Genomic DNA, 14481 nt, shown 5'->3' on the forward strand with positions numbered 1-14481 from the left:
CTAGAACTTAACGGGGTATAGTATATCTTTTATAGTGACTAACACCATTAATGTCATAAGTAAAGCAAAGCCAATGTAGTTTATAATTCCAACTTTATTGCTGTCAAACTTTCTCTTGGTTATGATTTCTACTAAGAATAAAATAATCCAACCTCCATCTAAAGCTGGAAATGGAATTATGTTAAATATAGCTAATTGTACGCTTAAATATGCTGCAAAGGATAATAAGCTGAAAAGTCCTGCCTTAGCTGCTTCTCCTGATACCTTTATAATAGTTATAGGTCCTCCAAAATCATTTAGAGAAACCTTTCCCTTAAAAATAGTGCCTAAAAATCCAAAGGTTTGTGATATGAGGGAATTTGTTTCCACGAAACCATAAGAAATGGATTCACTCATAGTTGGATTCTTTATAATCGATGGATAAATACCTACCATATATCTGTTTTCTTTTTCATTCTTTACTGGAGTTAATTTTACAGATTTTGTTTCATTAGCTCTTTTGTAAGTAATGTTTAAAGAATTACCATTATTAGTGTAAACCTCCGTTACAAAATCCTCCCAAGTAAGTATTTTCTTATCATTTACCTTTAATATTTTATCTCCCTTTTGCATACCTGCAATTTGTGCTGGATTATTAGGTTCTACCTTATCCACTATAGGAGCCATATATCCTCTATTAGCTGCAATAATTGCAAATAATACTATTGCTAATATTAAATTCATAAAAGGACCTGCCGCAACTATACTTAATTTTTGTAATGAAGATTTATTAGAAAATGCTCCTTCATCATTGGTTGTTTCTCCATCCTCGCCTAACATTCTTACATATCCACCTATTGGCAATGCTTTAACATTATACTGAGTCTCTCCCTTTTTTAAACCAAATAATTTAGGCCCCATACCTATAGAAAATTCCTCTACTTTAACTCCATTTAGTTTTGATAAAGTAAAATGCCCAAGTTCATGAACAATTACCAATAAGCCAAAGGCGAAGATTGCACCAATTATATTTATTATATTCACATATATTCCTCCTTAAATATTTATGTTAAATACTTACTGTTTACATATTCTTTTACCCTTTTATCTGTTTCTATTATTTCTTCTATAGTAAATTTCTCTTTTGAGCAGAATTTTTCCATAGCATCTTCTAAAATATCTCCTATAGTGAGAAATTTTATTCTTTTATTTAAAAATAGTTCTACCGCTGCTTCATTAGCTGCATTTAAAATTGCAGGCATTAATCCTTTTGCTTTACCTGCCTCATAGGCAAGCTTTAATGGTCTAAAGGTCTTCATATCTGGTTTCTCAAAGGTTAGACTTTTTATAGTATAAAAATCTAGCTTTTCTATAATAGCTTCTTTTCTTTCTGGATAATTAAAAGCATATTGAATAGGCAGTCTCATATCTGCAGCAGCCAGCTGAGCAATAATACTTCCGTCCTTATACTCTACCATGGAATGTACTATACTTTCTGGATGCACAACCACTTGAATATCATCGTAATCTACATCAAATAGAAAATGAGCTTCAATAACCTCTAATCCTTTGTTCATAAGAGTAGCTGAATCTATAGATATCTTTTTACCCATATTCCATTTTGGATGCTTTAACGCTTCATCTACAGTTACATTTTTTAGCTCCTCCCTACTCTTTCCCCTAAAAGGGCCTCCTGAAGCAGTCAATAGTATCTTATTTACATCCTTATAAGAATTTCCTCTTAGACACTGAAATATAGCCCCATGCTCAGAGTCAACCGGAAGTATTTTAACATTGTTCTTAAGGGCTTCTTCCATTATTATTTCTCCTGCCACAACTAAAGTTTCTTTATTAGCTAAGGCTATGTCCTTTCCTGACTGTATAGCTTTTAGAGTTGGATATAATCCTATCATTCCAACTACAGAAGTTAAAACCATATCTACCTCATCTAATGACGCTATAGTATTTAAACCCTCTATTCCTAAAAGTACTTCCGTATTTTTATTATTTTCTTTACAATAAATCTTTACTTTTTCGTAAGCAATGCTATCCATTAAAGTTGCAAACCTTGGATTGAATTCATTAATAATATCAATTATCTTTTTCCAGCTTTTATTTGCAGAAATAGCACTCAATGAAAAACTATCTCTTTCTCTTCTAATCACATCTAAAGCTTGGGTTCCTATAGAGCCTGTGGCCCCAAGTATACATATATTTTTCAATATAACATCTCCTTTATCGGCTTAGCTTTAGTAAAGTTACATTTCCAATATACTTTTACATACTATTATGTATAGTGGTGCAGTGATAATTCCAATTATACCAAAGACCTTTAGTCCAATATACAAGGCTAGTATGGTAAATATGGGATGCACCTCTAATTTACTGCTCATGAATTTCGCCTCCATAATCTGCCTAATAATAAACAGCATTATATAAAGACAAATCAATCCAAAGGCAATAATAAAATCCCCTGTGGAAATCTTATAAAATATTAAAGGCATAAATACAATTATTGTTCCAACATAAGGCAATAAATCCAGTGTACCACAGATTATACCTAATATAATATAGTTTTCTATATTCAAAGCCATGAAGCCAAATATTGTTTCTATCATAGTTACTAAAATTAAAAGTATTTCTACCTTAAATATATTTTTAATATCTTTAAATTTCTCTTCTATGAAATTTACTTGTTTTGGTGGAATAAAATTTTTAACCCAGTTAAATATAACATATTTATCTACCAAAATAAAGTAAGCAACTATATTACCTACAAAATAATTTACTATGCTATCTGTAGTATAAACTGCCCCTTTTCTTAAAAAATTACTATTAAGAATGTTATAATAATATTTTTCCAATTCCTTATTTAGTCCTGCAAAATTTATGTTTAAGCTCTTACTCAATTTATCTAAACTATTTACTACCTTTACTATACTGTCAATAATTATATCCTTAACGCTATATATCCAATTGCCAATATAAATTATAAAAATTAATAAAAGTATATTCACAAATACTATGCTTATAATTCCCATAGCTTTTTTATTAATTATGTGCAATTCATTTAAAAGGTTGTATATTGGACTGCAAAGGAAAAGCAAAAACATAATTATAAAAAAAGGTTTAAAATATATTTTTATAAATAAAGTCAGCATTACAAATATCACAAGGGCAAAAAAACAATATATTAGTTTCTTATTTCTATTTTTACTATATAACAAATATCATTTCTCCACACAAATACTATATAATATTATATTCTGAAATATATGTATATATTAATATAAAAGTGCAATGCACTTTTATAATTGACAATTGACAGTTACAGATAATTTTTCCCCATTAACATTACGAAAAATTTCAAATTAAATTTCAGCTTACCTTATGGGAAGGTTCCGTTATTTATTCTTTATTATTTTTTATCTATTATTTAAAATAAGTAAAACACCTAGAGTTTTTATATACTCTAGGTGTTTTACTTATATATTTATTAAATTCCTACTATAAAACTTAAGTAATAAAATACCACTACTGAAGAAAATAGTATACTATCAAATCTGTCTAATATTCCACCGTGACCTGGAATTAAATTGCTATAGTCTTTTACTCCTGTGTATCTTTTTATGGAGGATGCCACCAAATCTCCAAATTGAACTAGTATTCCACATAATGCTCCTAGTATAAAGAAATGTATTATAGGTATATTTACACCTTTATTAACTATAAACACTCCAAATAAACCGCAGGATAATGTACTTCCAAAAAATCCTCCTATAGATCCCTCAATAGTTTTCTTAGGGCTTACATTTGGGCACAGCTTATGCTTACCAAAGTATTTTCCTGCATAGTAAGCGGAAGTATCGCATACCCAGGAGGATAGGAATATAAGCCATACTAGATAATTGCCATAATCTTTATTATTTACTAATACTATAAAGCTAAAAAATACTGGTATATACAAAAATCCCAATAAAGTAGTAGCCACATCAATAAAAGTATATTTTATATTTATAACTGGTATAGTTAAGCATATTAAAGTTGACAAAATAATTATATAAAAAAATAAATCCGTATTTATTTTTTCCCCCAAGGTTAAATAGTATATTATACATAATATATATCCAACCATGCTAAAAGCATGTATATTCTTTTCTTTTAATACCTTATAGAATTCATACATTCCACCTAATGAAAGAATAAGAACTAAAGATTTTAAGAATACCCCTCCAATAAATAAAAAAATTAAAAGAGGTGATAATATAATGGCTCCTAAATATCTCTTATTCACTTTATCAGCTCCTAAATGTTGTTTTTATTTTATACCGCCATATCTTCTATCCCTATTTTGAAAGTCATAAATTGCTTCATGTAAGCACTCACCGTTAAAATCAGGCCATTTTATATCCGAATACCAAAATTCTGAATAGGCACACTGCCATATGAGAAAATTACTAAGCCTTTTTTCTCCACTTGGTCTAATTATTAAATCTGGATCCGGCATTCCTGCTGTATAAAGATAATTAGAAATTGTATCCTCATCTATATCCTCTTCCAAAACCTTACCCTCTTTAATATCCTTATATAATAATTTTACAGCTCTTACAATTTCATCTCTGCCGCCATAGTTTAAAGCTAAATTTAATATAAGCCCACTATTGTTTTTTGTTTTTTCATAGGCATTTTTTAATTCGTTTTGGCATATCCTTGGCAATTTTGATATATCTCCAATAGTATTTACCACTACATTGTTTTCATGTAATTCTGCTATTTCCTTTTTTAAATACTCAACTAATAGCCTCATAAGAGCATTTATTTCATCTTTAGGTCTTTTCCAATTCTCCGTAGAAAAAGCATACAAAGTTAAATATTTAACCCCTATTTTATCGCATTCCTTTACTATTCCCCTGATAGCTTCAACTCCAGCTCTATGTCCCATGGTTCTAGGAAGTTTTCTTTCCTTTGCCCATCTGCCATTTCCATCCATTATTATTCCAATATGTTTTGGTATATTATTCATATCTAATGATATATAAGGCTTTTTATCCTTAGCTTTATCATTAAAAAACTTCCACATACAGCTCTCTCCATTTCAATCTCTATTTTACTAATAAAACCTGCGTAACCGCAGGTTTATAAATTAAATTTATTATACAGTCATAACTTCTTTTTCTTTTACCTCTAATATTTTGTCAACTTCCTTAATAAAGTTATCAGTTCTCTTTTGAATATCTTCTTCTGCCTTCTTAATTTCATCTTCTGATATATCTGATTCTTTTTTAAGAGCTTTTATCTTATCATTGCAATCTCTTCTTATAGATCTTATAGCTATTTTAGTTTCTTCTCCAGTTTTCTTTATGGTTTTAACTATATTTTTTCTTGTTTCTTCAGTAAGTTCTGGTATTAATAATCTAATAACTGTTCCATCGTTATTTGGATTTAATCCTAAATCTGATTTTAATATAGCCTTTTCTATTGCTTTTATTGCAGTTTTATCCCAAGGTTGGATTTGTAGAATTCTTGATTCTGGTACAGATATACTAGCTATCTGACTTATTGGAGTTATAGAGCCATAGTATTCAACTTCTATTTTATCCAACATAGCAGGGGTAGCTCTTCCAGCCTTCATGGAAGCCAATTCCTTTTGTAACACATTAATTGTCTTTTCCATTTTCTCATCAGCTATAGATATTATTTCCTTTATCATTAAAAATACCTCCTTATTCTTTAGACACTATAGTTCCAATTTTTTCTCCAGTAACTGCTTTCTTGATATTCTCTGGAGAATCAAGTCCAAAAACTAATATAGGAATATTATTGTCCATACATAATGAAGTAGCAGTAGAATCCATAACCTGTAAACCTCTATCTAATACATCTATGTATGAAAGTTTTTCAAATTTTTTAGCATCTGAATATTTATGTGGATCTTTGTCATATACTCCATCAACCTTTTTGGCAAGCAGTATTACATCTGCTTCTATTTCAGCTGCTCTTAATGCTGCTGTAGTATCTGTTGAAAAATATGGATTCCCAGTTCCTGCAGCAAAAATTACTACTCTTCCCTTTTCTAAATGTCTCATGGCACGTCTTCTTATAAAAGGTTCTGCTATTTCTTTCATCTCTATGGCTGTTTGAACCCTTGTGTTAACACCTAACTGCTCTAAAGAATCCTGTAATGCCAATGCATTTATACAAGTAGCAAGCATACCCATATAATCAGCGGTGGTTCTATCCATATCCTCACCATTTCTACCCCTCCAGATATTTCCTCCGCCAACTACTGCGCCAATTTCTACTCCTATATCCACAAGTTCTTTTATTTCTTTTGATATTGTTTTAACTACTTCAAAATCTATTCCATATCCATTTTTACCTGACAAAGCTTCTCCTGAAAGCTTCAACATTATTCTTTTATATTTAATATTATTCATATATATTATACCTCCAAATTGTTAAAAATTACATAGTAATTTTAAAATTTACCGAATTTTCATTTTAAAAAAAGAGAACACGCAGTGTTCTCTTTTAAGTTATTTCCCTTGCTGCATTTGTTTTCTAACTTCTTCAGCAAAATCTTCTTGTTTCTTTTCGATTCCTTCTCCTCTTTCATATCTTACATATCCAGTAACCTTAATTTCTGCTCCAACTTCCTTGGATTTTTCCTGAAGGTACTTTGTTATAGTTAAATCAGAATTCTTTACCCAAACCTGTTCAATTAAGCAGTTTTCCTTATAATATTTTTGAATCCTTCCTTCAACTATTTTATCAACGATTTTTTCTGGTTTCCCTTCATTTAATGCCTGTACTCTGTATATTTCTTTTTCTTTATTTAAAGCATCTGTATCAATTTCATCTCTATTTAAGCATAGAGGATTTGTAGCTGCAACCTGCATTGCTATATCCTTAGCAACTTCAGATAATACTTCACTTTCTTTTTCACATTCAATTTTTACTAAAACTCCAATTCTTCCGCCACCATGAATATAGCTTTCAACTACTCCATTCTCAACTGTGAAATTACTGAATCTTCTTACAGACATATTTTCGCCAAGTTTAGCAATTAATGCTGTAACAGCATCTTTAATTGATATATTTTCATCGGTTATGTATTTTTCTTCAATAAATCCTTCTGTAGTGGTTTCTGTAGTAGTTGCTGCCATCTTAGCAACATTTGCAACCAATGTTTTAAAGTCATCATTTGCTGCAACGAAGTCAGTTTCACAGTTAACTTCTACTATAGAACCTGATTTTTTATCTTCGGATATATATGTTTTAACTAAGCCTTCTGATGCTATTCTGCCAGCCTTTTTAGCTGCTGCAGCTAATCCTTTTTCTCTTAAAAGTTCTATAGCCTTCTCTACATCTCCATTAGTTTCTGATAAGGCCTTTTTGCAGTCCATCATACCTGCTCCAGTTCTTTCTCTTAAATCCTTTACCATCTGCGCAGTTATCATAATCTATACCCTCCCGTGCTTTACGATTTTTTAAAAGGTAAATGAAGAAAATCTTCATCTACCTTTAATTTTTATTCAGATAATTGTTCTCCCTGTCTTGCTTCTATAACAGCATCAGCTATTTTCCCAGTTATTAATTTTACTGCTCTTATAGCATCATCGTTTCCTGGAATTACATAATCAACTTCATCTGGATCACAATTAGTATCTACTATAGCTACTACAGGTATACCTAATATTTTAGCTTCTGAAATAGCATTCTTTTCTTTTCTTGGATCTACTACAAATATAGCTCCAACATTGTGTGCATCCATGCTCTTTATTCCACCTAAGTTCTTTTCTAATTTTTCTTCTTCTAACTTAAGCTTTATAACTTCTTTCTTTGGGAGAACTTCAAAAGTTCCATCCTGTTCCATTTGCTCTAATTCTTCTAATGTCTTAATTCTTCCTTTTATAGTTTGGAAATTTGTTAACATACCACCTAACCATCTGTTGTTAACAAAGTACATATTACATCTTACTGCTTCTTCTTTAATAGCTTCTTGAGCTTGTTTTTTAGTTCCTACGAAAAGAATATCTTTTCCTTCTCCTGCAACTTCTTTTATGAAGTTATAAGCTTCTTCTACTTTCTTTACAGTTTTCTGTAAATCTATAATATAGATTCCATTTCTTTCTGTAAAGATGTATGGAGCCATTTTAGGATTCCATCTTCTTGTTTGATGTCCAAAGTGAACACCTGCTTCTAATAATTGTTTCATTGAAATAACTGACATAAATTTATACCTCCTTGGTTTTTACCTCCATTACCTTCATATTTATAAATTACCCTAAGGCACCATTTACAAATTAGGCAATGTGTGTATTTTTCTTACCTCAAGTAGTATATCACATGAAGTTGTCATGTTCAATAATAATTTTTAAATTTTATATAACTCAACTAAAAAGCTTTTATTTATTATCCACTATTTCTTCTTGGCTATTCATTAAAAAACAGGATGCTTTCACATCCTGTTTTTTATATTACTTTATTTTCTTTAATTCGTCTAGTAATTTATCATTAAGAATTTTTATATGAGTACCCTTCATGCCTAGTGATCTAGATTCAATAACTCCTGCACTTTCAAACTTTCTTAAAGCATTGACAATTACTGATCTTGTTATTCCGACCTTATCAGCTATTTTTGAAGCAACTAAAAGTCCTTCGTTTCCATCTAATTCGCTAAATATATGTTCAACAGCTTCTAATTCAGAATATGAAAGAGTTCCTATAGCAAGTTGTACTACTGCTTTCTTTCTTGCCTCTTCCTCTATTTCATCATGTTTTGCTCTAAGAATTTCAAGTCCAATAATAGTAGCACTATACTCACCTAGTACAATATCATCATCTGTGAAAGGATCATCAAACCTAGCAATTAATAAAGTGCCTAATCTTTCCCTATTACCATTTATAGGCACAATTGTGGTAAGCTTATTGTCTATTCCACATTTTTCTCCATCTTCCTCAAAAACACATTTTCCATTGTTAGTTAAATTAGCTAAGGTTTCATGAATATTTAGCAGCTTATTATTGTAGAACTCTGGAAATCTCATTTCTGGAATTACTTTTTCTTTTACTACATCGCATTCAAATCCTGTGGAAAAGTCATAACCAAGAATCTTACCTTTTTTGCTTAAAATATAAACATTGCATGTTAAAACATCGCTTAATAGTTTGCATATATCGTCAAAAACAACTGGTTCTGTTCCTGATTTCTGAAGTATCTTATTTAATCTTCTTGTCTTATTTAAAAGTGATGACATTTTATGTATTCCTCCTCTATTTTATAAACCACTATATTATTTTAACTGCAGCTATTTACAAAAATGTTTATCACATATTTTTAATATTATTATATCATAAATATAATATTTTATATAGTATTTGTTAAATAATTGTGATTTTTTTTAATATTTAGAATTGTTCTTTTGACATTAATAATAATAACATACCATATAACAAAATACAACCATGTTATGCTATATTTATTATTTTATTATATAATTTCGACATAATAATATATTTTAATTGCTATCTACACTATATTTCTGTTAAACAATATTAATTTTTATCACATGGCTACCCTCTTTAAGAATCACTCGATGAATTTGTGTCATTTTGATATACCTTATTCTTACAATCTGCATCTACGCACTCAAAGTAATTTCCTTTTACTTTGTTATATTTTTTCACCATATGACTTCCGCATAAAGCACACTTATCTTTAACCGGTTCAAACCAGCTTACAAAATCACAATTTGGGTAATTACTACAGCCATAAAATTTTCTTCCCTTTTTACTTTTCTTTACTAATATGTTCCCACCGCACTTTGGACATTTAACATCAATTTCTTCCACAATAGGTTTTGTATTTTTACAATCTGGATAGCCAGGGCATGCTAAAAAATCTCCAAACCTACCATGTTTTATAACCATATTTCTTCCACACTTTTCACAGATTACATCTGTTACTTTATCTTCTATGGTTACTTTAGCTACTTCTTTTTCCGCTTTATCTATTAAAACCTTAAGAGGGCTAAAAAACTCATCCACAACATTAGTCCAGTTTTCTTTTCCCTCTTCTACACTATCTAATTTATTTTCCATTTCTGCAGTAAATTCTACATCTACAATAGGTTTAAAATAATCAGATAATATATCATTTACTATAAAACCTAATTCAGTGGTTTTTAATGTCCTTTTTTCTCTCTCAATATATTTTCTTTCTAATAATGTAGAAATTATAGGAGCATAAGTACTTGGCCTTCCTATACCATTTTCTTCTAAGGTTTTAACTAATGAAGCTTCAGAAAATCTTGCTGGAGGCTGTGTAAAATGCTGTTTCCCTTCTATGGATTTTTTAATTAATTTTTCACCTATTTCTAACTGTGGCAAATTTACAACTTCTTTTTCTTCTTCTATAGAATATTCATATACCTTCATAAATCCATCAAAGTCTATAGCTGAACCTGTAGCTTTAAATCCATATTCACCATTTATTATTTCTATGGTAGTAATATTTAATACACAAGGTGACATTTGGCTAGCCATAAATCTCTTCCATATTAAAGAATATAATTTATATTGTTCATTGCTTAGGCTTTCCTTTGCTACCTCTGGAGTAATCTCCACATTAGTTGGTCTAATTGCTTCATGTGCATCTTGAATATTCTTCTTACTTTTAAATTCCTTTGGTACTTTAGGAATATACTGTTCACCAAATCTATCTGCTAAAAATTTGCCTGCAGTTCCCTGAGCTTCTTTTGAGATTCTTACAGAGTCTGTTCTCATATAAGTTATTAATCCAATGGTTCCATGTCCCTTTACATCAACTCCCTCATATAATTGTTGAGCTATGGACATAGTTCTTTTAGTTGAAAAATTTATTTTTTTATAAGCATCCTGTTGTAAAGTACTTGTGGTAAAAGGAGGTAGAGGGTTTTTAGTCTTCTGTGATCTTTTCACATTCTTTACAATGAATTCCCCTTTTTCTATTTCCCCTATTATAGAATTACTTTCCTCATTACTATTTATTTCAATTTTTTTCTTTCCTTTAGATGATAATTTAACAAGAAAACTGCTCTTATTTCTTTCTTTATGAAGATTACATTCTATAGTCCAGTATTCTTTAGGAATAAATTTCTCAATATCTCTTTCCCTATCGCATATCATTTTTAAAGCCACAGACTGAACCCTTCCTGCACTTAATCCCCACTTTACCTTTTTCCACAATATAGGGCTTATCTCATAACCAACTAATCTATCTAATACCCTTCTAGCTTGCTGGGCATTAACTAAATCTATATCTATTTCTCTAGGCTCCTTTATAGCACTTTTTATAGCACTTTTAGTTATTTCATGAAATTCTATTCTACATTTCTTTTTTTCATCCAATTTCAATGCCTTGGAAAGATGCCAGGATATTGCTTCGCCCTCTCTATCAGGGTCAGTTGCCAGATAAACTTCGTCACATTTCTTTGCTTCTTTTTTTATCTTTTCCAGTAATTCTCCCTTACCTCTTATAGTAATATACTTTGGTGTATAGTTATTATCTATGTCAACACCTAATTGACTCTTAGGAAGATCTCTTACATGACCCATAGATGCTTCTACTACATAATTTTTACCTAAATATTTTCCTATAGTTTTTGCTTTTGCTGGTGATTCCACAATAACAAGTTTTTGTCCCATCTTATTCTCCGATAAAAAATATCAGAGTTACACCCCCTATATGATAGTTTATTTTTTATTTTGATTAACATTGCTGATAATCTATTAAACACTATTTGCAATTCTAACATAATAATTGCCAGAAAGGCAAGTTATTTGATTTTTAAGTTGCAATTCAAATAATACCTCATACAATTGTTTAATGTCAATATTAGTTCCTTTCAATATATCATCTATATGTATAGGGCTATACTTTACAATGCTAAATATTTTTTCTTCCATTGCATTGCCAAAATAATATTTTCTTTCATTTTTGTGAACATATGAAATATTTAAAATATGGAAAATATCTTCAACTGAAGTTAAAGGATATGCCCCATCTTTTATTAATTTATTTGTTCCCTTACTGTTTTCCGAAAATATAGATCCTGGCACAGCCATTACTTCTTTCCCCTGTTCTAATGCACAAGAGGCGGTTATCAATGAGCCACTTTTATTTGAAGCTTCCACTATGATAACTAAATCACTAATTCCGCTTATTATTCTGTTTCTTAAGGGAAAATTATATGCATAGGGCGGGGTACCAGGCAAAAATTCAGATATTATACATCCATTTTTTGTAATCTCATGGTAAAGGGAAGTATTGCTTTTAGGATATATAACGTCAACCCCTGATCCTAGCACAGCGCAGGTGTAACCGCCTTCTTTTAATGAAGTAGTATGAGCAAATGAATCAATACCTTTAGCCATGCCACTTATTACATTTACATTTTTCTCTGCCAATTTGGCAGCCACTATTCTTGTAACATTTTCACCATAATAGCTGTAACCTCTAGAACCTACTATAGCTACAGATTTATTTTTATTTAACTTCTCTAAATTACCTTTATAAAATAGTATAGCAGGAGAATCCTCATAATTTCTAAGATTCTCAGGATATAACTTATCATTGTAGGTTATCATAGCTATATTTTCCCTTTCCATTATGCTTTTTATACTATTTATCTTTTCTACATTCCAAAAACTTTTTAATAAAGCTTTTAATTTATCTTCTCCTATTTCTTCATTAATATATGTGCTTTTTGTCATAGAATAATACCAAATAGCCTCAGTATTTTTTAATTTCTTTAACAACTCTAATTTTATTTTATAAGAAAGCTTTACCATGGAAAACCATATATCATAATTATTCACAGCAATTCTCCTTAAACTATATTATTCAGAAACCTTCTATATTGAATAGCCTCAATTAAGTCAGCTTCTTCTATTTCTTCTCTTCCCTCTAAATCTGCAATTGTTCTTGAAACCTTTAATATTCTTGTATAAACCCTAGTGCTGAAATGAAACTTATCATAAACTTTCTCCATAAACCCTGTAGCTTTACTTGTTAACTTACAGTAATTTATTATCATACTTCCATTCATTTCACCATTGGTCAATATGTGATAATCTTTAAATCTTTCCTTTTGAATGTTTCTTGCAAAGTTAATTCTTTTCTTTATACTCTTAGAACTTTCTCCCCTTTTACTTGATTTTATATTGTTATACTCCAGTTTTCCAACAGAAGTATAAATATCCATTCTATCTAAAAGTGGTCCTGACAATTTATTAATATATCTTTTTTTGTCCTGTTCTGAGCATTCACATGGTATTTTGCTGCAATGACAAGGATTTAAAGCACCAACCAACATAAAATTGCATGGGTATTCAACGGTACCAGAAACTTTACTTATCTTTATCTTTCTATCTTCTAAAGGCTGTCTTAAAGCTTCAAGAACACCTTTATTAAATTCTAGTATCTCATCTAAAAATAATACTCCATTATGAGCCAAAGTTATTTCCCCAGGTATTAAATTTATACCTCCTCCTACAAGGGCTATTTTCGATATAGTATGGTGTGGATCTATAAATGGACGGCTTGTAATCAATCCTTCTTTTTCTTTTAAAGTGCCAAAAACACTATATATCTTAGTACATTCCAAGGCCTCTTTATAGGTTATATCTGGCAATATAGTTGGGATTCTTTTAGCAATCATGGTTTTACCAGTGCCTGGCGGTCCAAATAATATTATATTGTGATTTCCTGCTGCAGCAACTTCTACGGCTCTTTTAGCACTTTCTTGACTAATAATTTCAGAAAAGTCCATAGCATATTTGTTTTTATTATTTATTTTTTGTTTACTTTTATAAGGGGCCAAGTCCCTATATTGCAAATAGCAGGCAACCTCTTTTAAGTTACTTAATGGATATATGTTTGCTTCTTTAATTATTGAACATTCATCTTTGTTATCTATTGGAACTATAAAATCATATATTCCCCTTTTTACTCCTTCCAAAACTATAGGCAGAGCCCCTTTGCTTCTCCTCAGTTCTCCAAGTAAAGAAAGTTCCCCCATAAAAATATACTTTTCTACATCATCAGTCCCAATTTGATTTGTATCTAATAATATGCCAATTGCTATAGGTAAATCAAATAAAGATCCCTCTTTTTTCAAATCAGCAGGAGCTAAATTAACAATAATTCTTCCAATGGGAAATTGAAAACCTGAGTTTATTATAGCTGCTCTTACCCTTTCTTTTGATTCTTTTACCGCAATATTACCCATACCAACTATATTAAAGGAAGGTAACCCTCTACTAATATCTACCTCTACATTCACCATTACACCCTCTATTCCTGTAAAGGTAGCAGTATTAATTTTAATAGCCAATAAAATCACCTCCTTTAGATTCTTGACAAAATAATTTTTTTTATAAGAACAAAAGGAGAATATAGTAAAACTTTTATGGTTTTACTATTATTTTACAAGGTAATAGTATATACTATATATGCTA

General features: G+C 30.1%; 13 protein-coding genes. All 13 read right to left on the bottom strand.

The window, feature by feature from the left end; all coding sequences use genetic code 11:
• The gene (gene rseP / locus CLLI_RS02125) at nucleotides 1-1014 is read right to left on the bottom strand and encodes an RIP metalloprotease RseP (protein ID WP_106062634.1); all 1014 of its coding nucleotides are present in this window, start codon (nucleotides 1012-1014) and stop codon (nucleotides 1-3) included.
• 29 nt (nucleotides 1015-1043) lie between these two features.
• Nucleotides 1044-2201 carry a 1-deoxy-D-xylulose-5-phosphate reductoisomerase gene (dxr, locus tag CLLI_RS02130; RefSeq protein ID WP_106062605.1) on the bottom strand — a complete coding sequence of 386 codons (1158 nt, stop codon included), beginning with the start codon at nucleotides 2199-2201 and terminating at the stop codon, nucleotides 1044-1046.
• A 36-nt stretch (nucleotides 2202-2237) separates the two neighbouring features.
• Nucleotides 2238-3206: an AI-2E family transporter gene (locus CLLI_RS02135; protein ID WP_106062606.1), complete on the bottom strand. Its 969-nt coding sequence runs from the start codon at nucleotides 3204-3206 to the stop codon at nucleotides 2238-2240.
• 269 nt (nucleotides 3207-3475) lie between these two features.
• On the bottom strand, nucleotides 3476-4273 hold the full coding sequence (locus CLLI_RS02140; RefSeq protein ID WP_106062607.1) for a phosphatidate cytidylyltransferase: 798 nt from the start codon (nucleotides 4271-4273) through the stop codon (nucleotides 3476-3478).
• Nucleotides 4274-4297: 24 nt separating this feature from the next.
• Nucleotides 4298-5059, bottom strand: coding sequence for an isoprenyl transferase (locus CLLI_RS02145; protein WP_106062608.1), 762 nt, complete (start codon nucleotides 5057-5059; stop codon nucleotides 4298-4300).
• Between the two features lie 72 nt (nucleotides 5060-5131).
• Nucleotides 5132-5689 carry a ribosome recycling factor gene (frr, locus tag CLLI_RS02150; RefSeq protein ID WP_106062609.1) on the bottom strand — a complete coding sequence of 186 codons (558 nt, stop codon included), beginning with the start codon at nucleotides 5687-5689 and terminating at the stop codon, nucleotides 5132-5134.
• Between the two features lie 13 nt (nucleotides 5690-5702).
• Nucleotides 5703-6416, bottom strand: coding sequence for a UMP kinase (gene pyrH / locus CLLI_RS02155; RefSeq protein ID WP_106062610.1), 714 nt, complete (start codon nucleotides 6414-6416; stop codon nucleotides 5703-5705).
• A 99-nt stretch (nucleotides 6417-6515) separates the two neighbouring features.
• Nucleotides 6516-7439 (bottom strand): translation elongation factor Ts, encoded by a 924-nt coding sequence (tsf, locus tag CLLI_RS02160; protein WP_106062611.1) that lies wholly within the window; start codon nucleotides 7437-7439, stop codon nucleotides 6516-6518.
• A 71-nt stretch (nucleotides 7440-7510) separates the two neighbouring features.
• Complete coding sequence (gene rpsB, locus CLLI_RS02165) at nucleotides 7511-8212, bottom strand: 30S ribosomal protein S2 (RefSeq protein WP_106062612.1); 702 nt, start codon at nucleotides 8210-8212, stop codon at nucleotides 7511-7513.
• Between the two features lie 247 nt (nucleotides 8213-8459).
• Entirely contained in the window at nucleotides 8460-9239 is a 780-nt protein-coding gene (gene codY, locus CLLI_RS02170; protein ID WP_106062613.1) for a GTP-sensing pleiotropic transcriptional regulator CodY, read from the bottom strand.
• 325 nt (nucleotides 9240-9564) lie between these two features.
• The gene (topA, locus tag CLLI_RS02175; protein WP_106062614.1) at nucleotides 9565-11667 is read right to left on the bottom strand and encodes a type I DNA topoisomerase; all 2103 of its coding nucleotides are present in this window, start codon (nucleotides 11665-11667) and stop codon (nucleotides 9565-9567) included.
• Between the two features lie 84 nt (nucleotides 11668-11751).
• Complete coding sequence (gene dprA, locus CLLI_RS02180) at nucleotides 11752-12840, bottom strand: DNA-processing protein DprA (RefSeq protein WP_106062615.1); 1089 nt, start codon at nucleotides 12838-12840, stop codon at nucleotides 11752-11754.
• A gap of 11 nt (nucleotides 12841-12851) precedes the next feature.
• On the bottom strand, nucleotides 12852-14357 hold the full coding sequence (locus CLLI_RS02185) for a YifB family Mg chelatase-like AAA ATPase (RefSeq protein ID WP_106062616.1): 1506 nt from the start codon (nucleotides 14355-14357) through the stop codon (nucleotides 12852-12854).
• Nucleotides 14358-14481: the final 124 nt, after the last annotated feature.

The organism is Clostridium liquoris (genome assembly GCF_002995785.1).
GTDB lineage: Bacteria > Bacillota > Clostridia > Clostridiales > Clostridiaceae > Clostridium_AO > Clostridium_AO liquoris.

Excerpts from the sequence above, each read along its gene's own strand:
- CLLI_RS02145 (WP_106062608.1), bottom strand. The coding sequence starts at position 5,059 with ATGTGGAAGTTTTTTAATGATAAAGCTAAGGATAAAAAGCCTTATATA.
- frr (WP_106062609.1), bottom strand. The coding sequence starts at position 5,689 with ATGATAAAGGAAATAATATCTATAGCTGATGAGAAAATGGAAAAGACA.
- pyrH (WP_106062610.1), bottom strand. The coding sequence starts at position 6,416 with ATGAATAATATTAAATATAAAAGAATAATGTTGAAGCTTTCAGGAGAA.
- tsf (WP_106062611.1), bottom strand. The coding sequence starts at position 7,439 with ATGATAACTGCGCAGATGGTAAAGGATTTAAGAGAAAGAACTGGAGCA.
- rpsB (WP_106062612.1), bottom strand. The coding sequence starts at position 8,212 with ATGTCAGTTATTTCAATGAAACAATTATTAGAAGCAGGTGTTCACTTT.
- codY (WP_106062613.1), bottom strand. The coding sequence starts at position 9,239 with ATGTCATCACTTTTAAATAAGACAAGAAGATTAAATAAGATACTTCAG.
- topA (WP_106062614.1), bottom strand. The coding sequence starts at position 11,667 with ATGGGACAAAAACTTGTTATTGTGGAATCACCAGCAAAAGCAAAAACT.